We start from the raw sequence: 25,502 nt of genomic DNA on the forward strand, positions 1-25,502 counted from the left end.
ATGCGGAAAGGGGACGAACCCAGTACAACCCAAGGGAAAAACATGACAGACGCCGCTCGGCAGCAGGGGACAGGACGAAGCTACGCCTACGAGTGGTATGTCGTGCTGATATGCATGCTAGCGTACATATTTTCCTTCGTCGACAGACAGATCCTGGCGCTGATGATCGAACCGATCAAGCATGACCTGCAACTGTCCGACACGCAGTTCAGCCTGCTGCACGGCTTGGCGTTCTCGTTGTTCTATGCCTTCATGGGCATTCCCATCGCCTTGTTGGCCGATCGCTATTCCCGGCCGAAGATCATCGCCATCGGCGTGGCGTTCTGGAGCCTGGCCACGGCCGCCTGTGGCTTGTCGCGCAACTTCGCGCAGATGTTCCTGGCGCGCATTGGCGTGGGCGTGGGCGAGGCCGCCTTGTCGCCCGCAACCTATTCCATGCTTAGCGATATGTTTCCCCGGGAAAAACTGGGGCGTGCCGTGGGCATCTATTCGATCGGCTCGTTCATCGGCGGAGGCATGGCTTTCCTGATTGGCGGGTATGTCATCAACCTGCTGAAAAGCGTGGACACCGTGGTGGTGCCGTGGATCGGCGCGATGCGGCCTTGGCAGGTCACGTTCTTCATCGTTGGCTTGCCCGGGCTGTTGGTGGCCTTGCTGATCCTGCTGACCGTACGCGATCCGCAGCGGCTGGGCCTGCGCCGCAATGCGGCCGGGCAGGCGCAAAAGCCCACGCTGCGGGACACCTTTCGTTTTCTGGGGCAGCACCGGGGTACGTTCTTCTGCCATTACCTGGGCTTCTCGTTCTATGCCATGGTGCTGTTCGCGCTACTCAGCTGGACCCCCGCGTTCTATATGCGCAAGTTCGGCATGCTGCCGGCGGACGTGGGCTACATGCTGGGCGTGGTGGTATTGGTGGCCAATACCGCGGGCGTGTTCTGTGGCGGCTGGCTGATGGACTGGCTGGCCAAGCGGGGATATCGCGATGCCCCGTTGCGCGCAGGCGTGATCGGCGCGGTCGGCATGGCCCTGCCGGCAGTAGCCTTCACGCATGTGGACAGCTTGTGGTTATCGGTGGGCTTGCTGCTGCCGGCGATGTTCTTCGCGTCCTTTCCCATGCCCACCTCGACGGCGGCCATGCAGATCCTGCCGCCCAATCAGATCCGCGCCCAGGTGTCGGCCTTGTTCCTGCTGATCTCCAATCTGATCGGCCTGGGCATGGGCACCACCGCGGTTGCCCTGTTGACCGACCGCTGGTTCAAGCAACCTTCGGCCGTGGGGCAGTCGCTGTCCATCCTGGTTGGCGTGGCGACGCTGCTTTGCATCGGCTTGCTGTGGAAAGGATGCGCAGCCTATCGACACAGCCTGGATCGGGAAGCGCAAAGCGTGAACGCCGCGTGAAGCGCAGGGATGGCGCGTGGCGTCAGTCGTCGCCGATCTGTAGCGTGGCGCGCAGCAGTTCGATCATCTCGCGCACTTTGCGCGATGGGTTCGCGCCGACCCATAGTGCGTGCACGGGCACTGGCGTGGGCTCGAAATCTTCCAGCGCCAGTTCCAGGCTGCCGTCTTCGATCCATGCCTGCACTTGCCAGTAGGGGGAGTAGCCCAACCCCAGGCCCAGCCGGGCTCCCGCGTAGAGGGCAGACATCGCGTCACTGCGAAAGCCGCCCGACACCTTGACCGCTCGGGCCTTGCCGTCGATCTGGAACATCCATTCCCCGGTGCGCTCGGCCACCGTGCGTACCAGGCATTGATGCCCGGCCAATTCCTGAGGATGGATGGGCCGGCCGTGCGCGGCGAAATAGGCAGGCGATCCGAAGACCACGCGCCGCAAGGCTCCCAGACGCCTGGCGCGCAGGCTGGAGTCGGGCAGGTTGCCGATGCGGACCATGACGTCAATGCCGGATGCGCTCAGGTCGACGAAGGTGTCCGAGATCAGCAGTTCCACTTGGACTTTTGGAAACCTGCGCATGTATTCGGCGATGACCGGCATCACGAATTCAGGCGCGAACAGCACCGGTGCGCCGATGCGCAGTGTGCCGGCGGGCTCGCGCCGCTGGTTGGCCGCTTCCTGCCTGGCCCCCTGGATTTCCTCGACCGCCGGCTTCACACGCTGGTAGAAGGCCAGGCCCGTGTCGGTGTGCGTCGCGCTGCGCGTCGTGCGGCGGATCAGTTCGACGCCCATCGAGGCTTCGAGTGCGGCCAGCGACCGGCTGACGGATTGCAGGGGCCGGCCGAGTTCGCGCGCGGCGGCTGTCAGGCTGCCGTGGTCGATGATGGCGATAAAGGCTTCCAGATCCTGGATGCGGCTCATGCGATTATCTCCAAAATCGAGATAAATTATATTAAAAATAGGCAATTGTCAGCATTTTCGGGAGTCGATATCTTGGCGGTTCGGTCCACTCTGCATCGGAAATGCCATGACGCTTCACTCCCCCACCGTATTGGTCGTCGGCGCTGCCGGCAAATTTGCCGGCCTGGTCGTGCCGGCGCTGCTGGCGCGCGGCGCCCGCGTGCGCGCCTTGGTGCGCTCCGTCGAAGAAGCAGAGGCGCTGCGGCGGGCAGGCGTCCAGGAGGCCGTCATTGGAGACCTGCGCGACGGCGCCAGCTTGCGCGAGGCGGCAAGCGGCGCGGACGGGGTGTTTTACCTGGGACCCGCCTTCAGCCCTGATGAAGCGGGGATGGGGGTGCGCATGGTGCAAAGCGCCCAGGCGGCAGGCGTGCGCAAATTCGTCTTTTCGTCCGTGATCCATCCCACTCAGACGGACCTCGCCAACCACGCCAGCAAGATTCCCGTGGAGAACGCGCTGTATTCGTCAGGGCTGGAATACACCGTGCTGCACCCCGCGAATTTCATGCAGAACATCAAGGGGACGTGGCCCAGGGTGCGGGAGCAGGGCGTGTTCGCGGAACCCTTCCCAACGGATACCCGTATCGCCAGGGTGGATTACCGTGATGTGGCCGAAGTGGCCGCTATTGCGTTGACGCAGGACCGGCTTGCCTACGCAACCCTGGAATTGTGCGCGGACGGGGCGTTCAACCGCGAGGAAATCGCGGCCATGATGAGCGAAGCGCTGGGCCGCAGGATCGTGCCGCAGGCGCCCGGTTTCAAGGCCTGGGCAATCGGCGCCAAGCTTCCCTACGATGCGGCGCAGCTGGCGCTGTTCGAGAAGGTTTTCGAGCACTACGCGCGGGCTGGCCTGCCGGGCAACTCACTGGCCTTGACGGCGGCACTGGGCCGCGAGCCCAGGGGGCTGAAGGACTTCATCTTCGAGTTGGCTGGGCGCGGTACGCCACCCGCCGCGCCCTGAGGGACGCGCCCTAAGGACCGCACCCACGGGGCCGCACCCACGAGGCCGCACCCCGAGGGCTGCGCCCGGTGACGGCCAGGGCGTTACCGGTGTGTCGAAACGGCAACCTCCGGTAAAAGCATGCGGGGCGGGGATGCGCTATAAACCTGTTTCAACGTATCACTTCATCCGCTTGCCGGGGGCGTTGGAATGCCTGTCCTGACAGATAATTCCCCGTCGCCCTGAAGCCGGATCCCCTTTATGCCTCGCGTTATTCGTCGTTTCCCCCTCCCGCTGTTCGCCATCCTGTTGGCCGCGCTTGCAGGATGCACCGCACCCAAGCCCGCCTACGAACGAGAGGATTTCACGCAGAACGACGTGTTTTCGCGTAGCTTTCCCACCGCCAGCACGACAGCGTGCGATGCGGGCCGCCGGGCCTTGCTGAGCCAGGGCTACAACATTGATCGCTTCGACGCTGCGCGTGTGTCCGGCCACAAGAATTTCCAGGGCGAAGACGGGTTGCACACTCAGATCAACTTCAACATCGATTGCGCCTCGGATGGCAGCGCCAACCAGCGTGCGACGGTGTTCGCCAATGCCGTGCAGGACCGCTATTCCATCAAGCGCACCAGCAGTTCCGCCAGCGTTGGCGTCAGCGTCTTGGGGCAGGTGTCGATGCCGTTCGGTTCCAGTGACGACTCGCTGGTGAAAACGGCCAGTCAGACGGTGTCGCGGCCCAAGTTCTATGAAGGCTTCTTCCAGCTCTTGCAGGGATTCCTGCCGGATGCCGAAGCGGCGGCCGCCCCGCATGTGCCGGCATCCAACAAGACGCGGGCACAGCAAGCCAAGCCGCCCGTGGTGCCCGCGGACCCGGTGGTGTCGCCGGATGCGCCCGCGGATACCCTGAATCCGGCGACCGCCAATGGTCCTTCCGCGCCGGCGGACAAACCCACGCCGGCGTCCGCGCCAGCGCCAGCGCCAGCGCCAGCGCCGACGTCATCGCCGAGCAATACCGAATCCAGCGCCGCGCCGACGGCGCCGTCGCCCGCAGCGGCCACGACGGCACCCGCCACCACCACCGCACCTTCCACCACCACCGCGACAACGCCAACAACCCCCACGCCGGCGACGGGTAACTAAGTCCGCTAGTTTGTTCTGGCGCAAATTGGTCATACGCACGCATTCCCGGCTTGCCCGCAACCGGTGATAATGCCGGCCATGACTTACCAACTATTGAAGATGGTTCACGTGGCAGCCGTGGTCGCCTGGATTGGCGGCTCGCTGTTCGTCTCTCTGTTCCTGCTGTCGTCGCCACCGCAAGACAGCGACGAGGCCCCCAAGGAACGCAAGATGCTGGGCGTCTTGCGCCGTTGGACGCTGTGGGTGACCACGCCCGCCATGGTCATCACGTGGCTGATCGGCCTGCATCTGGCCATGACCTATGGCTGGTTCGCCATGAGCTGGCTCTGGGTCAAGGTTGGCATCGCGTTGGCATTGTCCGCCTTGCTCGGCATTCAAAGCGCGGCGTTGCGTCGCCTGGCTGGCGGCAGCGCCAAAGCGCCGCCGCTGGTGGATTTGTATGCGCCGCTGACGGTCGTGGGCTGTGCGGTCATCGTGACCCTGGTCGTGGTCAAACCGTTCTGACACCGCGCGCCAGCCAGCCGCTTATATCGCCCGGCCATATCCAAAGATCGCTGTAATAAGGACTCAACGAAGTATTCGTTCGCGGCCGCTGGTGCCGTCCCTAGAATCGTCTCTCTCATAACTGCATTGACTTAGAGGCGATTCCATCATGACTACCCGTTTTCTAGGGACCACCTCCGCGCAAGGCAATGTCCGGCCCGTCAAGCGGACTCGCCTGATTCTCAAAGCGCTGGTTGGCGCCGTGCTGGCTTCCGCCGCGATGTTCCATGGCCCCGCGTTCTCGGCCGATCCCAAGCCCCTGAAAGTGGGCGTGCGCGGCGGGGTGGACGAGCAGATCTGGGAAGTGGTGGCGCAGGTCGCCAAGAAGAACGGGCTGGCCGTCGAGCCGGTGGTCATCACCGGCACCGCCAGCCCCAACGAAGCGCTGAACAATGGCGACCTGCAAGCCAATGCGTTCCAGCACATCCCATTCCTGAACGATCAGATCAAACAGCGTGGCTACAAGCTGGTGTCGGTGGCGAATACGCTGATCTCGCCCATTGCCTTCTATTCCAAGAAATACAAATCGCTGAACGACCTGCCGGATGGCGCCAAGGTGGGCATTCCGAACGATCCCAGCAATCAGACCCGCGCCCTGGTGATATTGCGCGATCAGGGTTTGATTACCCTGCGGGCCGGCTTTGATCCCGCGACCGGCACGGCCACGCTGGCCGATGTGACCTCCAATCCCAAGAAGCTGAATTTCGTTGAAAGCGCTTCGGTGGTGCTGGCGCGGTCGCTGCCGGACGTGGATACCGCCGCGATCGTCAACAGCTTTGCCTACCAGGCTGGCCTGATCGCCACGCGCGACGGCATCGCGGTCGAAAAGAAAGAAAACAATCCCTACGTGAACATCATTGCGGTACGCGAACAGGACAAGAACGCGCCGTGGGTGCCGGAACTGGTCAAGGCCTATCACTCCGAGGAAGTCCGCCAGTTCATCCTGAGCAAGTACGAGGGCTCGGTGATTCCGGTTTTCTAAGATGCAACACGAAATTTCCCTTCCTCGGCCAATCACTGCGGCCGAGGCCTCGCCGCAGCCTGACCGTCACATTGTCTTCGAGGGACTGCAAAAACGGTATCAAAGCGCTCAGGGCACGGTGACGGCGCTGTCCGATGTGTCGTTCGCGGTGGCGCGCGGTGAAGTGTTCGGCATCATCGGGCGCAGTGGCGCGGGCAAGTCCACGTTGCTGCGTTCCATCAATATGCTGGAACGTCCTTCGGCCGGACGGGTGTTGGTCGATGATGTGGACGTGGGCGAACTGGACGAAGACGCGCTGGTGGGGTTGCGGCGGCGCATTGGCATGATTTTCCAGCACTTCAATTTGTTGTCCGCCAAGACGGTGGCCGAGAACGTCGCGCTGCCGCTGCGCGTGGCCGGCGTGAAACCCGCCGCCGCGCGGGCACGGGTCGACGCGCTGCTGGACATGGTGGGGCTGCGCGACAAGGCGGATGTCTATCCGTCGAAGCTGTCAGGCGGCCAGAAGCAGCGGGTGGGCATTGCGCGCGCGCTGGTCCACGAGCCGGAAATCCTGCTTTGCGACGAAGCCACCAGCGCGCTGGACCCTGAAACGACGCAATCCATCCTGGCTCTGCTGCTGGACATCAATCGCAAGCTTGGGCTGACGGTCGTGCTGATCACGCACGATATGGCGGTCATCCGAGAGGTCTGCCATCAAGTACTGGTGCTGGACGGCGGGCGCAAGGTGGAGCACGGCGAAGTCTGGCGCGTATTCGGCAACCCGCAGGCAGATGCAACTCGTGCCTTGCTGCGGCCGTTGCAACATGAATTGCCGGCGGATTTGGCGGCCCAATTGGTGCCCGACCTGGGCGGCCGCGACGGCGTTGCCGTATTGCGGTTGAGCTTCACGGGGCAGGGGCGGCCCGATGGCGTGCCGTTGCAGGCGCTGGCCGCATTGGGGTCAGGCGCGACGTTGCTGCATGGCGGACTGGACCGCTTGCGCGGCCATGCGCAGGGCAGCCTGCTGGTGTCGGTGCCCGCGGGCGCATTACAGGTTGAGGCCACGCGAGCCGCGCTGCTGGCTGATCACATCAAGGTGCTGGGATATGTCGCTGCCAATGCTTGATAAATACTTGCAGGCCTTTCTGCAAACGCTGGCGATGGTGAGTGTGTCCGCCGTCATCGCGATCGGACTGGGCCTGACGCTAGCCATCGTGTTGACCGTGACCGCGCCCGGAAACCTGTACCCGAAGCCACGCTTGAACAAGGCGTTGTCGATCACGGTGAACACGTTCCGCGCCATCCCTTTCATCATCCTGTTGGTGGCCATGCTGCCGTTCACCCGATTCCTGGTGGGCACCACGCTGGGCACGTGGGCGGCCATCGTGCCGCTGTCGGCCAACCTGGTGCCGTTCTTCGCGCGCATCGCGCAGGTCAGCTTGAATGATGTGGACCACGGATTGGTGGAAGCGGCGCGCGCCATGGGGTGCCGGCGTTGGCACATCGTGCGCCATGTACTGTTGCCAGAGGCCTTGCCCGGCATCATCGGTGGCATGACCGTCAGCGTCATCGCCATGATCAACGCATCGGCCATGGCGGGCGCGGTGGGCGCGGGAGGCCTGGGTGATCTGGCGATCCGCTATGGCTACGAACGCTATGAAACCCGCGTGATGTTCGAGGTGATCGTGATTCTGATTGCGCTGGTGTCGATCGTTCAGTTCACGGGCGAATGGCTGTCGCGCCGGGCCGACCACAAGCGGTAGGACGGGGGCGGCCATGCGGACTTGCGCGCAAGACGGATCAGGGCAGCGCCGAGAAAATGTTCGCCAACTGCTGCTTGCCCAGCTGTTCCTGTTCGGACGCCATCTTGCCGATCGCCGCCATGTGCTGGTGAAAGCGCTTCAGGTCGCTGTCGCGTTCAAACATCAGTTCGTCGTGGTCCGCGAACCAATACGAGCGGTTGTCGTCAAGCAGCGTGATCATCTGGCCGAACTCATGCAGGATGCGCGTCTCAAGGGACCAGACCTGTTCCAGGCTGGCGCTGCGGCGCGGCAGCGAGGCGTTCAGGCTGGTCAGCATCTTTTGCTTTTCCGGCTCGCGAATCTCCAGCGACCCAATCAGCCTGGGCATGTCTTTCAGAACCTGCATGCTTTGTTGCTGGTACTTCGGCACCAGATGTTCGGCCTGCTCAAGAATCATCCGGCTTTCCACCAGGCCGGTATCCCGGGCCAGCCGGTGCGCATCCAACAGCCGGGGCATGCCGATGTCCTTCAGATCCTGAAGGTAGGCCTTGTGTTGCGCCAGCCGTTCGCCGGCAACCGTTTTGATGACACGTTCCAATTCGCCATAGAAGCCCGTGGCCTTGGGCGTGGGGTCGATGACCGGCAGTGGCTCGGGGCCGTCGACTTCGCCGTTGACCATCAGGCGCAAGGTGTCCGCGACTTTGCGGATCTCGGCGGTGGCCACCCTTTCCTGCGCCCGCTCGCTGGCGTTGTTCAGCCCGATCAGGACCAGGGACACCAACACGCCCAGGCCGGCGATCAGCGCAACGCGCGGCCAGCCTCGCCACGTTCGCGTGGATCGCAGGGGCGTGTCTTGGGAAGTCATGGTGCTCCAAGAACTGGGGACAGAGTTTTCAATGTAACGCAGTTTTCTGGCAAGGGCATGAGGCCGTTGCCATCGCCGACAACAGGAGTTCAGATATGTCCGATACCTTGCAGCAAGGTTTTGCCACCCGCGCCATTCATCTGGGCTATGACCCGCTGGACGAGCAAGGCGCCTTGTCGCCACCGTTGTACCTGACGTCCACCTACACCCAGGACAGCATCGAAACCTTCGATCAGATCCGTCTGGGTGACAAGCAAGGCTATGTCTATGGCCGCACGCGCAATCCGACGCAGGCGCTGTTGGAAGAACGGCTGGCGTCATTGGAAGGCGCCGAGGCCGGGGTCGTCACGGCATCCGGCATGGCGGCCATTTCCGCCACCTTGTTTTCGCTGCTGCAAAGCGGCGATGAAATCGTGGTGGACCAGATCGTCTACGGCACCGCCTTCACCTTGTTCACGCAAGGGCTGACGCGCTTTGGCGTGCGGGCCGTCTTCGCCGATTTCACGCGCCCTGAGACAGTCGCCGCTGCCATCGGCCCCAAAACGCGCGCGATCTATTTTGAAACGCCGGCCAACCCCAACCTGCGCCTGGTCGATATCGCTGCCGTGTCCGCCATCGCGCGCGGCAAGGGCGTGCTGACCATCGTGGACAACACGTTTGCCACGCCGGTGCTGCAACGTCCGATCGCGCATGGCGCGGATATCGTGCTGCACTCGGCCACCAAATATCTGGGGGGCCATGGCGACCTGCTGGCCGGGGCGGTGGTGGGCCGAAAGGAGCACATCGATGCGATCCGCCTGCAAGGCCTGCGCTACTTCACGGGCGCCACCTTGTCGCCCTTTACCGCCTTCCTGGTGCTGCGCGGCATCAAGACGCTGGAACTGCGCGTGCTGCGCCATAGTGAATCGGCGTTGAAGTTGGCGAAGTTGCTGCGCGCACACCGGGCGGTGGCGGACGTGTTCTATCCGGGACTGGAAGGGTCCGCCGGGGCGGATATTGCGCAGCGTCAGCAGGCCGCGGGCGGCGGGCTGGTGGCGTTTGAGTTGAAGGGCGGGCTAGCCGCAGGCCGCAATCTGCTCAATAGCCTGAAGCTGGCGCGTATCGCGGTCAGCCTGGGGGATCCGGAAACATTGATCCAGCATCCCGCGTCGATGACGCATGCGAGCTACTCCGCCGAAGACCGCGAGAAGTACGGCCTGTCCGAAGGGTTGCTGCGTTTGTCGGTGGGGCTGGAGACGCCCGAAGACATCCTGGCCGATCTCAAGCAGGGGCTGGACCGGGTTTGAGGCTGTCGGGTGGCGCGCGCCGCCACGCCACCCATTCGCCTGCTCCTTCGACGTAATGCACGCCTCGGCGGGCTGTCGCCAGCCCGTCGCGCAGCACCCCCATGTCCAGCCCGGGCAGGTGGTGCAGAAGGGCAGGTGGCAGATGGTCGATATCCAACACGTGTTCATCCAGATCCATGCGCATCAATCCGCCGCCGTCGGTGGGCACGCGAACGAACCACAGGCTTTCCATGTAGTCCCCGATCCAGGGATCGGGGTACATCGCCTGGGTGAAGACGAATCCGAATTCGTGAATGTCGCTCCAGGGCCAGAATTCCTGCAAGCCCATCACCCGCGCCAGTTCGCTGCTGCGGGTCAGGCCGGCGTCATCGAAACGCACGGTTTCGCGCAAGGGGTCTTCTGGGGGAGGCGGACCATTCAGGAACCGCTTGATGCGTGACCACATGGCAGCAAGTATTGAATCAGGGGCGGATCGTGCAGTGTAGCTGCCCCCAAGCGTGTAAAAAATGTTACACCCTTTGATTCACGTCAATTCTGCGCCAGTGCGCGCGGGTTAGGGTAGCGCTTTTGCCTGACGGGTCGCCGGCGACTGGCCGGCCGAGGCAGACCAGACGACAAGCGCAGCAAGGATAGGATCAATGACAGAAAAGACACCGCAAGCCGCCGAACAAGATGTTGCCGTCACGCCCAAGAAGCGTGTGGGCGGTGCGCAGGGCGCAGCCAAACGCACGACGGGCACGCGCCGCGCACGGTCGGCTAAACCCGCTCAGCCCGCTCAGCCCACTCAGGCCACTCAGGCCACCGACGCCACCCAGACCGCACAGGGGGCGGCACCCGCCATCGAGCCGGTGGTCCAGGCGCGCAAGCGCGTGGCTGCCCGCGAAGATGCCGCCCGCGAGGAAACCGTATCCGTGCTGAGCGATATCGCGCGCCGCTATACGGTTGGAACCGAAGCGCAGGCCCACGAAGCCCTGCGTTCAGTCATTGAAGAGCTGTCGCCGGACGATGCGCGCGCCGTGCATCGCGCCCTGCTGGACGCGAACGCGCAGGCGCCCATCGGACGCCGCAATCCGGATGAGGAACTGGCTACCGATTGGCGCGAGGGCATCTATCCGTACCGCCACCGCATGCTGCGTCGCAATTATGAAAAGCAGAAGTACCAACTGCAAGTCGAGCTGCTGAAGCTGCAAGCCTGGGTCAAGGCCACTGGGCAGCGCGTGGTGATCCTGTTTGAAGGGCGCGACGCGGCAGGCAAGGGCGGCACCATCAAGCGCATGATGGAACACCTGAATCCTCGCGGCGCGCGCGTGGTTGCACTGGAAAAGCCGTCCGACACCGAAAAGGGCCAGTGGTACTTCCAGCGCTATGTGCAGCACCTGCCCACTGCGGGCGAGATCGTGATGTTCGATCGGTCCTGGTACAACCGCGCAGGCGTCGAGCGCGTGATGGGTTTTTGCTCGCAGCAGGAATACCTGGACTTTCTGCGTCAGGTGCCCGACTTCGAGCGTCATCTGGTCAGCAGCGGCATCCACCTGGTCAAGTTCTGGTTCTCGGTCAGCCAGGAAGAACAGCGCCGCCGCTTCCTGCAACGCAAGGTGCATCCGCTGAAGCAGTGGAAACTGAGCCCCGTGGATCTGGCCTCGCTGGATAAGTGGGACGATTACACGCGCGCCAAGGAAGCGATGTTCGCGCATACGGACACCGCCGATGCGCCGTGGATCGTGGTGAAGTCCGACTGCAAGAAGCGTGCACGGCTGAATGCGATGCGCTATGTGCTGAGCCGCTTGCCGTACGAGGGCAAGAGCGGTGACGCCGGCATGGCGCTGGACCCCTTGATCGTGGGCCGGGCGCTGTAGTCGCCCCAGCTTGACCGGGCGCGCTCAGGCGCCCAGTGCCGGCAGGTTCAGGACGTGGCTGTTTCCGATCCACACGGCGCAGTCGCGATGGTCACGCAGCGAATCACCGGTGTTCGGATGCATGAAGACGTCCAGCGCGCCGTGGTTCAAGGTCAACCAGGTTGCGATCTCCGAGAATTGCGCCGGGGTGAACGCGATTTGGTAGCTCCACAGCGGATGCGGGCCGACGGGGCGCTCATGGAAGCGCCCCATTTCCATCTTGCCGTCGAAATGCGCCATCACGCGCTCGCGCAAGGCGAACGCGGCGTCACGGCTGGTTTCGTCGAAATACACATGGGCATGCCAGCTGGCAACGCGACTCACGGCGATATCGGTCATGATTTTCTCGTCAGGTTCAGCCGCCCGCGCGCTTGGCGCGATGGCCGCTTTTGGTCAGCGTGTCGATGATCCGGTCGCAGTGGTCTCCCTGCACCTCGATCACGCCATCCTTGACCGTTCCGCCCGAGCCGCAGGCCGTGCGCAACTGCTTGCCCAACACGCCGAGCGCCACCGGATCCAGCGCCAGCCCGCGCACAAGCGTCACGCTTTTGCCGCCGCGCCCCTTGGTTTCGCGCGAGACGCGAGCCACGCCATCGCCGGCAGGCGCGGGTGCGGATGACTTGCATTGGCATTGCGCCAGCGCCTGGCGGCAAACGGGGCACATGCGGCCGCTTTCGGTGGAATAGACGAGACCGCCGGTTGAACTGCGTTTCATGATGGGCTTGCGGAAGGAATCAAGGGTATGCCGGGGATTATGCCAGCCCTGCGGGCCTTACTTGCCGCGCATCAGGTCGATCAGACGCCTGTCACGCTTGGTCGGGCGGCCCGCTTCGATCCCCAAGGCGGGCTCTGGCGCCAGGCGCCGCATTTCCGCCGCGCGTTCGCGGGCGGCGATGCTCTCTGGCGTTTCTTCGTACAACAGACGCGCAACCGGTGCGGGGCCGCGCACACCGCTGACCGCCACGACCCGGACATGCAGCGCCGGATCTTCCTTGCGCACGGTGACGAGATCCCCCGGGGCAACTTCGCGCGAGGGCTTGGCGGGCTGCTCATTCACAAAGACGCGGCCTTTGCCGATTTCCTGCACGGCCAGGCTGCGCGTTTTGTAGAAACGGGCGGCCCAAAGCCATTTGTCGAGTCGAATCTTGTCCATCTTGCCTGCCTGTCCGGAGTTCTGCTTCAAGAGGTGATGATAGCTGCGCCCGAAGAACGCCCAAAAAAAACGGCGCTCTTTCGAGCGCCGCAAGACCGGCAATCCGGTGACCGGGCCTGGCGGCCCGGCAGTACTCAATCCAGTTTCAGATGGGCTTCCTTCACCACGCGCTGCCATTTGGCGATCTCGGCGCGACGGAAAGTGTCCAATTCAGCGGGCGTCGATCCGATCGTTTCCGCACCGATGCCGGCAAGCTGTTCGGCGATGGCGGGATCCTTCAGTACCTTGGCCAGCGCTTGCGACACCTGGTCGAGGATGGCAGGCGGGGTGCCCGCGGGCGCGAACACGGCGTTCCATTCGTAGCTTTCGTAGCCCGGCACGCCTGATTCGGCGATGGTGGGCAGGTCGGGGGCGGTCTTGGAGCGTTCCAGGCCGCCGACGGCCACTGCGCGCAGCTTGCCGTTCTTCACGTGCTGCCACGCCGAGCCCATGCTGGCGAACATGACGGGAACCTGGCCCGACATGACGTCGATCATGGCCGGGCCGCCGCCCTTGTACGCCACGTGCTGCAACTGCGTCTTGGCCAGCAGGTTGAACAATTCGCCCGCCAGGTGTTGCGCGGAGCCCGGGCCGGCCGATGCGAAGTACACGTGATCCTTGGCGCCGGGTTGGCCCAGCTTGATCAGGTCAGCCACCGTCTTGACTTCATACGACGGGGTAACGACCAGCACGTTCGGCACGCGCAGCAGCAACGAGACCGGCGCAAATGCGGTCAGCGTGTCGAACTGCATCTTGGGATGCAGCGCGGGGTTTTGTGCGTGATTGGAGGCATCCAGCATCAGCGTGTAGCCGTCAGGCTGCGCCTTGGCCACGACCGCGCCACCGATCATGCCGCCGGCGCCTCCGCGGTTTTCAATGACGACGGGCTGGCCCAGTTCAGCGGCCAGCTTGGGGCCGATCAGGCGGGCCACCACATCCACGGTGCCGCCGGGCGGATAGGTCACGACCAGCGTGATGGCACGTTCGGGATAGGCGGCGGCTGCCGCGCCTGCGGCACCGGCCAGCAGGCCGGCCGCAATGAGCAGGGTGCCGCGGCGTGCCAGGCGTTTGAACGGATGGGTCATGGGTTGTCTCCTTGGAATTGGAACAGCTGCAACGGCGTGTCGGCAAGCACGGCGTGCCGTTGCGTGGGGTCGTCGATCCAGGCGTCCAGCCACTGTGTCGCGGCGGGGTAGGACGCCAGGTGGCGATGTTCGGTATGGGGCCAGTCACTGCCCCACATCAGGCGTTCGGCGGTGAAGGCGGCTAGCAGTTGTTGCGTGGCCAGCCGGCCGGACGGGGCGCAGTCGGCGGGTTGCCAGTTGCGGTAGGGCGCTGATAGCTTGACCCATACGTGGCCGCTGGCGGCCTGGCGCAGCAGGTACTGAAAGCCAGGGTCGGCGATGCCCAGCGCCGGATCGGGGCGGCCGAAGTGGTCGACGACCACACGGCAGCCTGCCGTTGCCAGCGCAGGCAGGATCTCCGGCAAGCGGGCGGCCTGCAAATGGACTTCAACGTGCCAGCCCAGTGCATTCACGCGGGCAAGCAGGCGCTGCCAGTCCGGGGTGTCCAGGTCGGGAACGGGCAGCCCGATCAGGTTCAAGCGGATGCCCACCACACCGGCATCTGCCAGGGTTTGCAAGTCGGCATTGCGGATGCCGGGCGCGACCACCGCCACGCCGCGCAGCCGATGGGGGGCAGCACGCAGGGCGGAGAGCATGTGGCTATTGTCCGTGCCCAGGAAGCTGGGTTGCACCAGTACGCCATGGCTGAGCCCGTGCGTGTCCAACAGGGCCAGGTAGTCATCCAGCGTGGCGTCGTAGTCGGGGGTGTGGCGGCGCGAGTTCGCAAGCGCCAGGCCTTGCCGGAATACGTGAGCGTGGGAGTCGACGGCGGCGGCGGTCGCAAACGGGGGCAAAGCGGTCTCCTGTCTTGTGCGCCGATGCGTTCAATCCGCGCTGTTCTATAAGGCGGGATTCTAAGAAGTCAGGGTATAGTTTTCTATTGTTGAAAATGGCTTTTTATATATCAAAACAATATGGAAACCAGGCATCTACGTTATTTCCTGGCCGTGGTGGACCACGGCAGCGTCAGCCGCGCTTCGGAATGGCTGGGCATTGCGCAGCCGGCCTTGAGCCAGGCGCTCGGCCGCATGGAGAAAGACCTGGGCGTGCGCCTGTTCGAGCGTTCGCGCCAGGGCGCCGCGCCCACGCCAGCGGCGCTTGCCATTCTGGAGGACGTGCGGACCAGCGTTGCACGCATCGATGCGGCCGCGCAGCGGGCGCGCGAGATCGGCCGGGGCAGCGCGGGGCAATTGACCGTGGGGCTGGTGTCGTCGGCGCTGTTCGACACCTTGCCGCGCGCGTTGCGAGAGATGCGGCGGCAAGCGCCGGGCGTGCGCATCATCCTGCGTGAAATGAGCAACGCCGAACAGGCCGAAGCCTTGCAGACGGGTGAGATCGATATTGGCCTGATGCACACACCGGTTGCCGTGGGCGGGCGCATGCGAGAACGGCAATTGCTGCGCGACCGGCTGGTGGCAGCGGTGCCGGACGAATTCGTCGTGGCGGAAGACGGGCAAGTATCGATGGCGCAAATCGCGCAAGCGGGCCTGGTGATGTATCCGCAGGCGCAGTTGCCGGCATTCTACGCCGGCATTCTGGACGCGATGCGCAAGGGCGGCCACGACGCCCAGGTGGCGCAAGAGGCCAACCGGACGCTGACCGTGCTGTCCTGCGTGGCGGGTGGCTGCGGCGTGGCGCTCTTGCCCAGCTGGATTCGGACGATGAACTTTGGCGGCGTGCGCTTTTGTGAAGTGCGCGACGGCCAGACCTTGCCCAGTTTTGATTTAAGCGCCATCTGGCCCGCCCGTTCCGTGCCCACGCTGGCCGACCTGTTCGCCAATCTGGATCTGGGTCCACGCTGATTTCGGCCCAGTCTTTCACTGCGCATTCAGAAGTCCTTTCAGAACGCTTAAGCCAGGCTTAAAACGGCATTTTCTTCGGAACCCGGCTCGCCCACCCCGTCTAACCAGAAACGGTTTTTCGGGGGGCTTGGCCATGGATTTGAACTGGCAGCAGCAATTGACGGAAAGCGCGCTGTGGCTTGTGTGCGCCGTGGGGATCACGGCCGCCACGACGGCCGTGGCGGCGATCGTGTTGGCGCGGACCACCGATTGGGGCCGCAAATTCTGGCGCCTGGCCTGGCCGTACCTGACGCCAAGGCGCAGTTGGCGACCCTTGTTGTCGCTGCTGTTGCTGCTGGTCCTGGCGATGGCCGCAGTGCGCATGACCGTGCTGTTCTCGTTTTGGTACAACGGTTTCTACAGCGCGCTGCAAGCGCTGGACCCCTCCGCGTTCTGGCGCTTCCTGGGCATCTTTTCGGTGCTGGCCTGTATTCATGTCGTGCGCTCGCTGGCCGATAGCTATGTTGGCCAGTCCTTTGATATCCATTGGCGCGTCTGGCTCAATGACCGCCTGACGCGCGATTGGCTGGGCGCGGGTGCGTATTATCGCGGCCATTTCGTGAACGAGCCCGTCGACAACCCCGATCAGCGTATCGAACAAGACATCGCGATGTTCGTCACCGGTTCACGCACGCTGGCCATCGGCGCGCTCAGCGCGATCGTGTCGCTGGTGGCGTTCACGGGCATCTTGTGGGGCTTGTCCGGCCCCCTGTCGGTGGCCGGCTTCGAGATTCCGCGCGCCATGGTGTTCGTGGTCTTCCTGTATGTCATCGTCGCGACGTGGTTCGCCTTCAAGATCGGCCGGCCATTGATTCAGCTGAATTTCCTGTCGGAGCGGCTGACCGCCAACTTCCGCTATGCGTTGGTCCGCCTGCGTGAAAACGCCGAGAACGTGGCGTTCTATCAGGGCGAAGCGGCGGAGCGCGCCACCTTGTGGACACGTTTCACCGCCTATATCGCGAACCTGTGGGCACGGGTCTATCGGGGACTGAAGTTTGACGGCTTCAACCTGTCGGTCAGTCAGGTGGCAGTGGTGTTTCCCTTCATCCTGCAAGCGCCGCGATTTTTCAGCGGCGCGATCAAGCTGGGGGATGTGATGCAGACATCCCAGGCATTCGGCCAAGTGCAGGATGCGCTGTCATTCTTCCGCACGTCCTACGATTCCTTCGCGCAATACCGCGCCACCTTGAACCGCTTGAACGGATTCCTGGACGCCAACGAGGCCGCACGCGCCTTGCCGGCCTTGCAGACGGAATCACTGCCGGACGCGATGGAGATTCGGGATGTCACCGTGATGCGGCCCGACGGCAGCGTGTTGTTGCGCAAGCTGAATGTGCAGATGCGTCCCGGCCAGACCTTGTTGATCAAGGGGCCGTCGGGCAGTGGCAAGACGACGTTGCTGCGTGCCTTGGCCGGGCTGTGGCCTTATGTGGAAGGCCATGTGCGTCGGCCGCAGGGCGCGTCGGCGTTGTTCCTGTCGCAGCGACCCTATCTGCCGTTGGGCGATTTGCGCGGCGCGGTGGCCTATCCAAAGCTGGCGCAGCCGGAAGACGATGCGAGGCTGGCCGATGTGTTGCGCCAGGTGAATCTTGGACACCTGAGCCATCGCCTGGATGAAGTGGCGGATTGGTCCCGCATCTTGTCCCTGGGCGAACAGCAGCGCGTGGCGTTTGCGCGTGTGTTGTTCAACCGGCCGGCCATTGTCTTCCTGGACGAAGCCACGTCGGCCGTGGATGAAGGGCTGGAATTCATGCTGTACGGCCTGTTGCGCGGCGCTTTGCCGGACTGCATGCTGGTCAGTGTGGGCCATCGCAGCACGCTGGATCCGTTCCATACGCACCGGCTGGCGTTGGACGGCGAGGGCAACTGGACGGCGGGGCCGATGGCGCCGCCCGCTGCCGGAACGGCATTGCGCGCCGTGGCCTGAGGCATTCAGACCGGCGGCCCGATGGCGGCCGCCGGGTGTCTGCACGACGTCAGGTGCCCACGCGCAGCGGGCCCGTCAGCTTGCGCAGCGCGGCGATCACGCTTTGCGCGGTGATGCGGCCGGTCTTGGGATTGGCCGACGGAATGTTCTGGATTTCCATCGAGAAAGACGCGGAATCGGAGACGACTTCGACGCGATGGATATTGCGTTCCAGAGAAGGGTCGGCCCAGATTTCGAGCGTGGTGCGGTCGGGGCCGATACCGGCTAGCGACACGCTGACCGCCACGTTCAGATTGGCGGGAAAGCCGACCGCGGCCTCGCGCGGCGAACCCCGGAAGATCAGGCGCGGTTCGGTGATGTCAGCGATGTCGATGTTGTTGTCGGTCAGGTAAGGGGCGCCAAGCAGGCCGCGCACGGGCTTGCGGGTGATCATCGTGACGGAATGGATGATGCCTTCGGCGGCGGCCGTGATGGCGTCCAGGCCCAGGATGGCGCCTGACGGCACCAGGATCTGGCCATGATGCTGACGCGCAAGTTCAATCAGGTCATCGTGGCGCAGCAGGGCGCCAGAGCTCAGCACCACCATCTTCTTGCCGCTGCGCAGCACGGGTTCGGCGATGTTGCGGAACACGGCGGCCGGCGCGCATTCCACCACCACATCGCAATGTTCGTGCAAGGCATCGATGGTGGTGAAGGCGGGCGCCGGCTGCGTCCACGCGAAGGCGGGCGGGGCCTTGGGGTCGCGCACGGCGACGGCGGCCAGGGTCAGGCCGGGCAAGCCGGCATCCAGGGATTGCGCCACGGCCTGGCCGATGGCGCCGAAGCCGGCGATGCCGACGCGGTAGCTGTTCATAAGGGTCCAGAGTTGAGTCGCGGGGGGCCGCGGGGAGATCACAAAGAGAGAGGCGTCAATGGTAAGGCCAGAAGGCTGCCGGCCACTTTATCCACCGTGCAGACAGGCGTCAATGCGGAATGGCCGCAGGGCAGCGCTACACTTCGCCTCTGATTTGATTGGAGAACAGGTATGCGTATTCTTCCCGAAACCCCCGACGACCGTGACGCGATTTTCGCGCTGACCCAAGCGGCGTTCAAGGACCACCCGCATAGCCAGCAAACCGAGGGCTACATCAACAACGCGCTGCGCGAGGCGGGCGCGCTGACGCTGTCGCTGGTCGCGTGGGTTGATGGGCGTGCCGCGGGACACATCGCGTTCTCTCCGGTGGTGATCAGCGACGGTTCGACGGATTGGTACGGACTGGGGCCGGTAGCCGTGCTGCCCGGCCTGCAAGGCCAGGGCATCGGGGCGGCGCTGATCCAGGAAGGGTTGGAACGGTTGAAGGCGCTAGGCGCGGCGGGCTGCGTGGTGATGGGCGAGCCGTCGTATTACACCCGTTTCGGTTTCGCCCAGACGCCGGCGCTGACTTATCCCGGCGTGCCGCCCGAGTACTTCATGGCGCAGGTGTTCACGCAGCCGGCGCAAGGCCAGGTCGCGTATCACAAGGGGTTTGAAGCGATCGCGTGACGGGCGTGATCGGCATGAGGACGGGAAGGTTCCGGCAGCGAGAATTCCGCGCCTGCGTAATCGGGCGCAATATCCAGGGTTCCTGACGCGAGCCGTTCCGCCCACTCATCCAGCACGCGGCGTTCTTCCACGCCGACCTTCGCGCCCAGCACCAGGCGCAACGATGCGGCTTCCTCCAGGCCGAAGCGGGTGACGCGGCCCACGGCCAGCGTCCCTGCGGCATGGTCGGCGGCGGCGCGTTGCACGCACAGGCCCGAATCCGCCAGGGCCGACGCCAGATAAACCTGCGGATCGCGGGCCACCCAGTCCAGCACATTGCCGATCTGCCACACGCCGGTCTCGCGGCATACCCGCGTCACGCCGTCACGACCGCCATCCATCATGGCGAACAACACGCGGGCATCGCGGGCGGACAGCGCCCGCGTCCACGCGGCGGCCAATTCCGGTTCGTGCTGGTTGCCGCAAAACGCGGTCAGCGGATCTTGGCCCGAGACGCGCCGCACGCCGTCGGCAAAAGCGGCGCGGCCTTTCAACCCGGGCCGCACACGTTCGCCAGATAGATGGGCTGCACGGCCGTTGCCGGCGCGCAGCCCAGCCAGGATGCCGGCCAGGAAGGCCGAGTGTTCTTGCAGGATTTCGTATGAGGCGACGTTAGCGGCGGTGTGGTGCCCTTGGGTGATGACGAATTGCGTGCGCGGATAGCGCGGCGCCACCAGGGCGATGGGCGCGTCGCCCTGGCCGCCATGCACGATGACCAGATCCGGATCCGCGACGCACAACTGCGCAATGCGCTCGGCGCGCGCCATGGCGTCGTTCGCGGCAATCCATTCCAGCTGCAAGGGGTGGCCCGCTTGCGCGGCGCGTTCGGCGCCTTGCACGGCGGCTTCGTTGAAGCCGCCCCGACCAGGATGGCCGAACAATACAAGGATGCGGCGGGCGTTCACAGGCTGGCCCCGGTGGCTTGCACGACCGGTCCCCAGGCCTCGGCCTGGAGCCGGACGAATTCAGTGAATTCAGCGGGGGATTTTCGCGCCAGGACAAAGCCTTGTCCCTCCAGCTTGGCGCGCAGCAACGGCTCTGCTAGCACCTGTGCGATATCGTCGTTCAAGCGACGGGATACCGCATCAGGCAGGCCGGCAGGGCCGGACAAACCGATGAAGTTCTCGGCGACCAATCCGGGATAGCCCAGTTCGCCCACGGCGGGAATATCGGGCGCCTGCGATACCCGTTGCTGGGTAGTGACGGCCAGCAGGCGCAATTGGCCGGAGCGTAGGAAGGGCAGGTTCTGCGGCAAGGCATCCACCGCAAAGCGGATCTGTCCGCCCAGCAAGTCGTTGCGCATGGCGCCCGACCCTTTGTAGGGAATGTGCTGCAAGGCGACGCCAGCCTGCCGGGAATACAGTTCGCCCACGATCTGGCCCACGGAAGCCAGCCCGCCGCTGCCGTACTGGACAGGCTTGTCCTGAGCTCGGATCCAGGCGGTCAGTTCGGCGAAGCTGGACACGGGCACCGATGGGTGAACGACAAAGACGGTGGGCACCGCGCCGATGTACGCGACGTGCCTGAAACTGGCCAAAGCGTCATAGCCGCCTTGCGGCATCAATGCGGGGGAAATCGACAAGGGCGCCGAATTCGACATCAGCAAGGTGTAGCCGTCAGCCGGCGCGTGCGCCACCAGGCTGGCGCCGATGGTGGACCCCGCGCCAGGCTTGTTTTCGATGACGATCGGCTGACCGATCCGTTCGGCCAGCACTGGCGCGATGAGGCGGGCGGCGATGTCGCTGGCGCCTCCCGGCGGGAACGTGACGACCAGGCGGATCGGACGCTCGGGCCAGGCGGCGGCACGCGCGGCGCGCGGACGCGCCAACGGCAGCGCCAATGCACTGGTAAGCATGAATTTTCGGCGGGAAAGCGGCATGGCGTGGCTTCTACGTGACGGCCGCGCGGGCGGCAAAGGGGCGTACTGTAGAAAACCGGACAACGCCTGACAAAGAATTTGTAGCCGTTTGCTTATGCCCGCCGCGCGTTGCGCGGCGGGTGTACTTCAAGGGCGCATGGTGCGCCGGTCAGCTGCCTTTCTGCGCGCGGGCCATGTAGTCGATGGTCAAGTTCGACAAGGCGCGCACACCGTTGATCAGGCCCGATTCATCCACGTAGAAGCGCGGCGAATGGTTGGGTGCGGCCTTCTCCACGTCCGTACCCTTGGGTGTCACGCCCAGGTAGAAGAACATGCCGGGCACCTTTTCCTGGTAGAAGGAAAAGTCCTCCGATGCCGAGGACTTGGGTTGCAGGCCATAGTTGCCTTCGCCCGCCACGCGGCGCAACGTGGAACCCATCTGCTCGGTCAGCGCGGGGTTGTTGATGGTGGCGTTATAGAGTTCGACCACGCGCACATCCGCCTTGGCGCCCGCGCTTTGCGCAATCATCTCGGCCGTGCGGGTGATGCGCTGGTGGATGTCTTTCTTCATGCCTTCGTCATACGTGCGGATGGTGCCCGTCATGGCGACGTTTTCCGGCACGATGTTCATGCGGTTGCCGCCGTGGATGGCGCCCACGGTAATGACGGCCGGCTCCAGCATGGTGTTGATCTGGCGGCTGGGAATCGTCTGCAAACCCAGGATGATCTGGGAGCTGACCACGATGGGGTCGATGCCAGACCAGGGGCGCGCACCATGGGTCTGCTTGCCGGTGACGTCGATCCAGAACTGGTCGGCGGCGGCCATGGCCGGGCCGCTGCGCCAGGACAACCAGCCGGTCGGATAGGCGCTGGACACGTGCAGGCCGAAGATGGCGTCCACCTTGGGATTTTCCAGCACGCCTTCTTGCACCATCATCTTCGCGCCCCAGATCTTCTTGCCGTCCGGCTCGAAGTCCGCCGGGCTTTCCTCGGCGGGCTGGAAAATGAATTTCACGCTGCCGGGCAACTGGTCTTTCATGCCGGCCAGGACTTCGGCGGTGGCCATCAGGATGGCGGTGTGGGTGTCATGGCCGCAGGCGTGCATCACGTCAACTTCCTTGCCCAGGTAGGTGCCTTTGGCCTTCGAGGCAAAGGGCACGTCCACCTGCTCTTTGACGGGCAGGGCGTCCATGTCGGCGCGCAACGCCACGACCGGGCCGGGCTTGCCGCCCTTCAGCAGGGCCACGACGCCCGTGCCCGCCACACCCGTCTTCACTTCCATGCCGAGCGCGCGCAGGTGGTCGGCCACAAGCTTGGCGGTGCGCGTTTCCTGGTTGCCCAGTTCGGGGTGCTGATGGATGTCGCGGCGCCAGGCGATGAGCTTGTCTTCGATCGCTTTTGCGCGCTGGTCGATCTGTTCAGACAGGGCTGCATTGGGGGCGGGGGGCAAGGGGCCTTGCGTGCCGGGCGCGCTTTGTGCGGCAGCGGGGCCGGCCATCAGCAAATGGGCGGCAAGCGCCAACGGTGCCAGCCGGAACAACGTTTTGCGGGACTGCATTGTCTTCTCCTCGTGGTTGTTAACCTGTTATTGGATGAGGATCTTACCCAAGCTCCGCATGGCCGGCACGTTTGTTACGGATGCTTAAAATCAGCGCGGTTTGATTCCGGGAGATGGAATTCCGGCGTCCGAAATCAGAGGTGCGATCAGCAGGCGTTCAAGCCGTGTGCAGCGCGGGCCTGGCGCCGCGCGCCACGACAAGCAGCAGCATTGCCGCCACGATCGATGCGGCGCCCGAGATCAGCATTGCGGTGTGAAAGCCCCTTGCCAGCGCATCGGCAAACCAGGCGGCAGCGCCTGCGGGCTGCGCGGGCATCACATGCTGCGTGATCGCGGCGCGCGCCATGTTCCATGCGTCGGCCACGCCCGCTTGGGCCAGCGTTCGTGCCAGCGCGTGGACCGCTTGCCCGCTCATCAGCGCGCCCAGCAGCGCGATGCCTATCGTCATGCCGGTCTGGCGCAACGCATTCATCGTGGCGGACGCCATGCCTGAACGTTCGCGCGGCACCGTGGCCATGACGGCCATGCTGGTCGACGGCACGGCCAACCCCATGCCCACGCCCAGCACCACCATCAACGATCCGGAAAGCAGCCAGGGGGTCTGCGCCTCGAACTGCATCATGCCCAGCATGGCTGCGCCGATCAGGCCGTAACCGGCAATCATCAGCCAGGGTAGTCCGAAGCGCAGATTCAGGCGGCCGAACACCGTGGACATCAGCCCGGCCGCGACGAATTGCGGCGCCATCCGCCACCCGGCAGATAGGGGCGACAGGCCCTGCACATGTTGCAGGTAGAGCGAGAAGAAGAACAAACTGCTGTAGCCGGAAAAGCCCAGCACGAAGGACGCGAAGTTGGTGGCGGCGAAGCCCGCGTCGCGGAACAGGCCCAGCGGCAGAAGGGGGCGTGCCACGCGCGACTCAACCATCAGGAAGGCGGCCAGCGCTGTCGCCGCGATGCCCAGAGACGCCAGCGCGTGCGCATCGGTCCAGCCCCGTTCGCCCGCGGTGATCAGGCCATAGGTCAGCGCGCCCAGCCAGATCACGCTTAGCGCCTGGCCTGCCGGATCGAATGCGGCGTGTTCGGGATTCGCGCTTTCCTGAATGCTCCATGCACCCAGCGCGATGGCCAGCGCGCCCACCGGCAGGTTGATCAGGAAGATGCTTTGCCAGCTTAGATGCGCGACCAGCACGCCGCCCAACATCGGCCCGACGATCAAGGAGATCGCATTGCAGGAGGCCCACACGCCGATGGCTTGCGCGCGTTCCTTCGGGGCAGGGAAGGCCTGGGTCAGCAGGGACAGCGCGCCGGGGATCAGCAGCGCGCCCGCCAAGCCTTGCACGGCGCGTCCGATCAGAAGCACGGGCAGATTGCCTGCCCAACCGCACAGCGCGGAACCCACCGTGAACAGCAGCACACCCGCCAGCCACGAACGCTTGCGGCCATAGCGGTCGCCCAGCGGCCCGGCGGACAACATGAAGGCGGACAGGAACAGGGCGTAGGCGTCGACCACCCATTGCAGGCCGGCCATGTCGATCCGCAGCGCGGCTTGCATGGTCGGCAAGGCGACATTGACGATGCTGATATCCAGGATGGTGATGAAGCTGCCCAGGTTGACGGCCAGGACCAGGACGCGGCGGCGAGAGGCTTGCATGGGGAGGGGAATCGAATGGACAAACCCCATTCTATTAATTGACTGACCGTCGGTCAATTTAAAAGAACGCATTCTCGATATCGTTCCGGCAAGGGCGGCTGCCCTTGCCGGGCCGACAAGTCATTGCAGCTTGATGCCCAGTTCCTTGATCAAGGGCGCCATGTCGGCGCGATCCGCCTCGATGGTGGCGGCGAGTTCTTCCGGCGAGCTGCCGATCGGGATCATGCCCAGCGTTTCCATCTGCGCGCGCATCGCGGGTTCCTTCAAAATGTCGGACACGGATTTCTGGATCAACGCCACGCGGTCCTTCGGAACCCCCGCAGGAGCCATCAGGCCGATCCACGGTTGCGGCGCATAGTCCTTCAAACCGGATTCCTTCAGCGTGGGCGTGTTGGGCAGGCCACCGAAGCGTTCCGGGCTGGTGATGGCCAGCGCGCGCAGGCGGCCGCTATCGATCAAGCCTTTGGAACTGGAGGGCGCGTCCAGGCCCACATCCAACTGGCCGCCGATCAAGTCATTCTGGGTTTTGCCGGATGAGGACGACGGCACATACAGCGCCTTGATGCCAGCGCGCCGGGCGGTCTGCTCCCAGACCAGGTGGAAGGCAGTGCCAATGGAGAACGAGCCCACGCTCAGGTTGCGCGTCTTGCTTTCGCGAACGAAGTCTTCCCAGGTCTTGAGCGGGCTGTCACTGGGCACGATGAAAAGGAACGGCGTGCGCGCCACCAGAGAAATCGGTTCCAGGTCCTTCTGCGTGTCGAAGGGCAGCGAATCCACCGCGAATGGCAGGATGGTGACGGACGACGCCACCACCATGCCCAGCGTATAGCCGTCGGGCGCGGACTTGACCAGGGCGCCGGTACTGATGATGCCGGAGGCGCCAGGCCGGTTTTCCACCACAACGGGCTGGCCCCAGGCGGCTCCCAGCTTGCTGGCCAGCACGCGCAGCATCACATCGACGGGTCCGCCGGGCGGATTGGACACGATGATCTTCACGGGTTTGTCGGGATAGGCGGCCATGGCGGCCAATGGCGTCAGCAGCGCCAGCGCCAGCGCGGTTTGCTTGAACAT

The 25,502-nt window shown here is 64.4% G+C and carries 26 protein-coding genes; 12 read left to right on the top strand and 14 right to left on the bottom strand.

All coding sequences use genetic code 11. From position 1 onward, the window contains the following. Positions 1-42: 42 nt before the first annotated feature. The gene (locus tag HV753_RS09505) at positions 43-1,398 is read left to right on the top strand and encodes a spinster family MFS transporter (RefSeq protein ID WP_175174204.1); all 1,356 of its coding nucleotides are present in this window, start codon (positions 43-45) and stop codon (positions 1,396-1,398) included. Between the two features lie 22 nt (positions 1,399-1,420). Here the strand turns inward: HV753_RS09505 and HV753_RS09510 are convergent, their stop codons facing one another. Next, positions 1,421-2,311: a LysR family transcriptional regulator gene (locus HV753_RS09510; protein WP_175174205.1), complete on the bottom strand. Its 891-nt coding sequence runs from the start codon at positions 2,309-2,311 to the stop codon at positions 1,421-1,423. A 106-nt stretch (positions 2,312-2,417) separates the two neighbouring features. Here HV753_RS09510 and HV753_RS09515 point away from each other — a divergent pair, with 106 nt between their 5' ends. The 6 genes from HV753_RS09515 (at position 2,418) to HV753_RS09540 (ending at position 7,694) form a co-directional block, all read left to right on the top strand. Next, complete coding sequence (locus HV753_RS09515; protein ID WP_175174206.1) at positions 2,418-3,308, top strand: NmrA/HSCARG family protein; 891 nt, start codon at positions 2,418-2,420, stop codon at positions 3,306-3,308. A gap of 240 nt (positions 3,309-3,548) precedes the next feature. Further along, entirely contained in the window at positions 3,549-4,427 is an 879-nt protein-coding gene (locus HV753_RS09520) for a DUF2242 domain-containing protein (RefSeq protein ID WP_175174207.1), read from the top strand. A gap of 78 nt (positions 4,428-4,505) precedes the next feature. Beyond that, positions 4,506-4,931 (top strand): CopD family protein, encoded by a 426-nt coding sequence (locus HV753_RS09525; RefSeq protein WP_246288209.1) that lies wholly within the window; start codon positions 4,506-4,508, stop codon positions 4,929-4,931. A 259-nt stretch (positions 4,932-5,190) separates the two neighbouring features. After that, the gene (locus HV753_RS09530) at positions 5,191-5,952 is read left to right on the top strand and encodes a MetQ/NlpA family ABC transporter substrate-binding protein (RefSeq protein ID WP_246288239.1); all 762 of its coding nucleotides are present in this window, start codon (positions 5,191-5,193) and stop codon (positions 5,950-5,952) included. A gap of 1 nt (position 5,953) precedes the next feature. Then, positions 5,954-7,057: a methionine ABC transporter ATP-binding protein gene (locus HV753_RS09535; RefSeq protein WP_175174209.1), complete on the top strand. Its 1,104-nt coding sequence runs from the start codon at positions 5,954-5,956 to the stop codon at positions 7,055-7,057. After that, complete coding sequence (locus tag HV753_RS09540; RefSeq protein ID WP_175174210.1) at positions 7,038-7,694, top strand: methionine ABC transporter permease; 657 nt, start codon at positions 7,038-7,040, stop codon at positions 7,692-7,694. The genes HV753_RS09535 and HV753_RS09540 overlap by 20 nt, the downstream gene beginning before the upstream one ends. Positions 7,695-7,731: 37 nt before the next feature. On the opposite strand, the gene HV753_RS09545 is transcribed toward HV753_RS09540, so the two are convergent. Further along, positions 7,732-8,538 carry a hypothetical protein gene (locus tag HV753_RS09545; RefSeq protein WP_175174211.1) on the bottom strand — a complete coding sequence of 269 codons (807 nt, stop codon included), beginning with the start codon at positions 8,536-8,538 and terminating at the stop codon, positions 7,732-7,734. A gap of 95 nt (positions 8,539-8,633) precedes the next feature. Between HV753_RS09545 and HV753_RS09550 the strand changes: the two genes are divergently transcribed. Beyond that, positions 8,634-9,824: a trans-sulfuration enzyme family protein gene (locus HV753_RS09550; protein ID WP_175174212.1), complete on the top strand. Its 1,191-nt coding sequence runs from the start codon at positions 8,634-8,636 to the stop codon at positions 9,822-9,824. On the opposite strand, the gene HV753_RS09555 is transcribed toward HV753_RS09550, so the two are convergent. Continuing rightward, positions 9,799-10,269, bottom strand: a complete 471-nt coding sequence (locus HV753_RS09555) for a hypothetical protein (RefSeq protein ID WP_175174213.1) — start codon at positions 10,267-10,269, stop codon at positions 9,799-9,801. The genes HV753_RS09550 and HV753_RS09555 overlap by 26 nt on opposite strands. 193 nt (positions 10,270-10,462) lie before the next feature. On the opposite strand from HV753_RS09555, the gene ppk2 reads away from it, so the two are divergent. Then, positions 10,463-11,680 (top strand): polyphosphate kinase 2, encoded by a 1,218-nt coding sequence (ppk2, locus tag HV753_RS09560; protein ID WP_175174214.1) that lies wholly within the window; start codon positions 10,463-10,465, stop codon positions 11,678-11,680. 24 nt (positions 11,681-11,704) lie between these two features. Here the strand turns inward: ppk2 and HV753_RS09565 are convergent, their stop codons facing one another. From HV753_RS09565 to HV753_RS09585, 5 genes are all read right to left on the bottom strand, one after another. Continuing rightward, complete coding sequence (locus HV753_RS09565) at positions 11,705-12,058, bottom strand: DOPA 4,5-dioxygenase family protein (RefSeq protein ID WP_175174215.1); 354 nt, start codon at positions 12,056-12,058, stop codon at positions 11,705-11,707. Positions 12,059-12,074: 16 nt separating this feature from the next. After that, entirely contained in the window at positions 12,075-12,434 is a 360-nt protein-coding gene (locus tag HV753_RS09570) for a translation initiation factor Sui1 (protein WP_175174216.1), read from the bottom strand. Between the two features lie 57 nt (positions 12,435-12,491). Next, positions 12,492-12,872: an RNA-binding S4 domain-containing protein gene (locus tag HV753_RS09575; RefSeq protein ID WP_175174217.1), complete on the bottom strand. Its 381-nt coding sequence runs from the start codon at positions 12,870-12,872 to the stop codon at positions 12,492-12,494. Between the two features lie 134 nt (positions 12,873-13,006). Next, complete coding sequence (locus HV753_RS09580) at positions 13,007-13,996, bottom strand: tripartite tricarboxylate transporter substrate binding protein (protein WP_175174218.1); 990 nt, start codon at positions 13,994-13,996, stop codon at positions 13,007-13,009. Then, the gene (locus HV753_RS09585; protein ID WP_175174219.1) at positions 13,993-14,829 is read right to left on the bottom strand and encodes an amidohydrolase family protein; all 837 of its coding nucleotides are present in this window, start codon (positions 14,827-14,829) and stop codon (positions 13,993-13,995) included. Before HV753_RS09585 ends, HV753_RS09580 begins: the two co-directional genes overlap by 4 nt. Before the next feature lie 120 nt (positions 14,830-14,949). On the opposite strand from HV753_RS09585, the gene HV753_RS09590 reads away from it, so the two are divergent. Next, positions 14,950-15,837, top strand: a complete 888-nt coding sequence (locus HV753_RS09590) for a LysR family transcriptional regulator (protein ID WP_175174220.1) — start codon at positions 14,950-14,952, stop codon at positions 15,835-15,837. A 133-nt stretch (positions 15,838-15,970) separates the two neighbouring features. Continuing rightward, the gene (locus HV753_RS09595; protein ID WP_175174221.1) at positions 15,971-17,803 is read left to right on the top strand and encodes an ABC transporter ATP-binding protein/permease; all 1,833 of its coding nucleotides are present in this window, start codon (positions 15,971-15,973) and stop codon (positions 17,801-17,803) included. 49 nt (positions 17,804-17,852) lie between these two features. Here the strand turns inward: HV753_RS09595 and HV753_RS09600 are convergent, their stop codons facing one another. After that, entirely contained in the window at positions 17,853-18,656 is an 804-nt protein-coding gene (locus HV753_RS09600; protein ID WP_175174222.1) for an aspartate dehydrogenase, read from the bottom strand. Between the two features lie 171 nt (positions 18,657-18,827). On the opposite strand from HV753_RS09600, the gene HV753_RS09605 reads away from it, so the two are divergent. After that, positions 18,828-19,325, top strand: a complete 498-nt coding sequence (locus HV753_RS09605) for a GNAT family N-acetyltransferase (protein WP_175174223.1) — start codon at positions 18,828-18,830, stop codon at positions 19,323-19,325. Here HV753_RS09605 and HV753_RS09610 read toward each other — a convergent pair. The 5 genes from HV753_RS09610 to HV753_RS09630 form a co-directional block, all read right to left on the bottom strand. After that, positions 19,298-20,269 carry a BMP family ABC transporter substrate-binding protein gene (locus tag HV753_RS09610; RefSeq protein ID WP_175174224.1) on the bottom strand — a complete coding sequence of 324 codons (972 nt, stop codon included), beginning with the start codon at positions 20,267-20,269 and terminating at the stop codon, positions 19,298-19,300. The two genes, HV753_RS09605 and HV753_RS09610, sit on opposite strands and share 28 nt — an antisense overlap. Then, a complete protein-coding gene (locus HV753_RS09615) occupies positions 20,266-21,243 on the bottom strand; it encodes a Bug family tripartite tricarboxylate transporter substrate binding protein (RefSeq protein ID WP_175174225.1) in 978 nt (325 codons plus the stop codon). Before HV753_RS09615 ends, HV753_RS09610 begins: the two co-directional genes overlap by 4 nt. Before the next feature lie 148 nt (positions 21,244-21,391). Beyond that, entirely contained in the window at positions 21,392-22,780 is a 1,389-nt protein-coding gene (locus tag HV753_RS09620; RefSeq protein WP_175174226.1) for an amidohydrolase, read from the bottom strand. Positions 22,781-22,937: 157 nt separating this feature from the next. Further along, positions 22,938-24,431: a DHA2 family efflux MFS transporter permease subunit gene (locus tag HV753_RS09625; RefSeq protein ID WP_175174227.1), complete on the bottom strand. Its 1,494-nt coding sequence runs from the start codon at positions 24,429-24,431 to the stop codon at positions 22,938-22,940. 120 nt (positions 24,432-24,551) lie between these two features. Then, the gene (locus HV753_RS09630) at positions 24,552-25,502 is read right to left on the bottom strand and encodes a Bug family tripartite tricarboxylate transporter substrate binding protein (protein WP_175174228.1); all 951 of its coding nucleotides are present in this window, start codon (positions 25,500-25,502) and stop codon (positions 24,552-24,554) included.

This window comes from Achromobacter pestifer (assembly GCF_902859625.1).
In the GTDB taxonomy this organism is placed as follows: Bacteria; Pseudomonadota; Gammaproteobacteria; order Burkholderiales; family Burkholderiaceae_B; genus Achromobacter; species Achromobacter pestifer.

Coding starts and splice junctions, on each gene's coding strand:
- HV753_RS09505 (WP_175174204.1), top strand. CDS start 43: ATGACAGACGCCGCTCGGCAGCAGGGGACAGGACGAAGCTACGCCTAC.
- HV753_RS09510 (WP_175174205.1), bottom strand. CDS start 2,311: ATGAGCCGCATCCAGGATCTGGAAGCCTTTATCGCCATCATCGACCAC.
- HV753_RS09515 (WP_175174206.1), top strand. CDS start 2,418: ATGACGCTTCACTCCCCCACCGTATTGGTCGTCGGCGCTGCCGGCAAA.
- HV753_RS09520 (WP_175174207.1), top strand. CDS start 3,549: ATGCCTCGCGTTATTCGTCGTTTCCCCCTCCCGCTGTTCGCCATCCTG.
- HV753_RS09525 (WP_246288209.1), top strand. CDS start 4,506: ATGACTTACCAACTATTGAAGATGGTTCACGTGGCAGCCGTGGTCGCC.
- HV753_RS09530 (WP_246288239.1), top strand. CDS start 5,191: ATGTTCCATGGCCCCGCGTTCTCGGCCGATCCCAAGCCCCTGAAAGTG.
- HV753_RS09535 (WP_175174209.1), top strand. CDS start 5,954: ATGCAACACGAAATTTCCCTTCCTCGGCCAATCACTGCGGCCGAGGCC.
- HV753_RS09540 (WP_175174210.1), top strand. CDS start 7,038: ATGTCGCTGCCAATGCTTGATAAATACTTGCAGGCCTTTCTGCAAACG.
- HV753_RS09545 (WP_175174211.1), bottom strand. CDS start 8,538: ATGACTTCCCAAGACACGCCCCTGCGATCCACGCGAACGTGGCGAGGC.
- HV753_RS09550 (WP_175174212.1), top strand. CDS start 8,634: ATGTCCGATACCTTGCAGCAAGGTTTTGCCACCCGCGCCATTCATCTG.
- HV753_RS09555 (WP_175174213.1), bottom strand. CDS start 10,269: ATGTGGTCACGCATCAAGCGGTTCCTGAATGGTCCGCCTCCCCCAGAA.
- ppk2 (WP_175174214.1), top strand. CDS start 10,463: ATGACAGAAAAGACACCGCAAGCCGCCGAACAAGATGTTGCCGTCACG.
- HV753_RS09565 (WP_175174215.1), bottom strand. CDS start 12,058: ATGACCGATATCGCCGTGAGTCGCGTTGCCAGCTGGCATGCCCATGTG.
- HV753_RS09570 (WP_175174216.1), bottom strand. CDS start 12,434: ATGAAACGCAGTTCAACCGGCGGTCTCGTCTATTCCACCGAAAGCGGC.
- HV753_RS09575 (WP_175174217.1), bottom strand. CDS start 12,872: ATGGACAAGATTCGACTCGACAAATGGCTTTGGGCCGCCCGTTTCTAC.
- HV753_RS09580 (WP_175174218.1), bottom strand. CDS start 13,996: ATGACCCATCCGTTCAAACGCCTGGCACGCCGCGGCACCCTGCTCATT.
- HV753_RS09590 (WP_175174220.1), top strand. CDS start 14,950: ATGGAAACCAGGCATCTACGTTATTTCCTGGCCGTGGTGGACCACGGC.
- HV753_RS09595 (WP_175174221.1), top strand. CDS start 15,971: ATGGATTTGAACTGGCAGCAGCAATTGACGGAAAGCGCGCTGTGGCTT.
- HV753_RS09600 (WP_175174222.1), bottom strand. CDS start 18,656: ATGAACAGCTACCGCGTCGGCATCGCCGGCTTCGGCGCCATCGGCCAG.
- HV753_RS09605 (WP_175174223.1), top strand. CDS start 18,828: ATGCGTATTCTTCCCGAAACCCCCGACGACCGTGACGCGATTTTCGCG.
- HV753_RS09615 (WP_175174225.1), bottom strand. CDS start 21,243: ATGCCGCTTTCCCGCCGAAAATTCATGCTTACCAGTGCATTGGCGCTG.
- HV753_RS09620 (WP_175174226.1), bottom strand. CDS start 22,780: ATGCAGTCCCGCAAAACGTTGTTCCGGCTGGCACCGTTGGCGCTTGCC.
- HV753_RS09625 (WP_175174227.1), bottom strand. CDS start 24,431: ATGCAAGCCTCTCGCCGCCGCGTCCTGGTCCTGGCCGTCAACCTGGGC.
- HV753_RS09630 (WP_175174228.1), bottom strand. CDS start 25,502: ATGTTCAAGCAAACCGCGCTGGCGCTGGCGCTGCTGACGCCATTGGCC.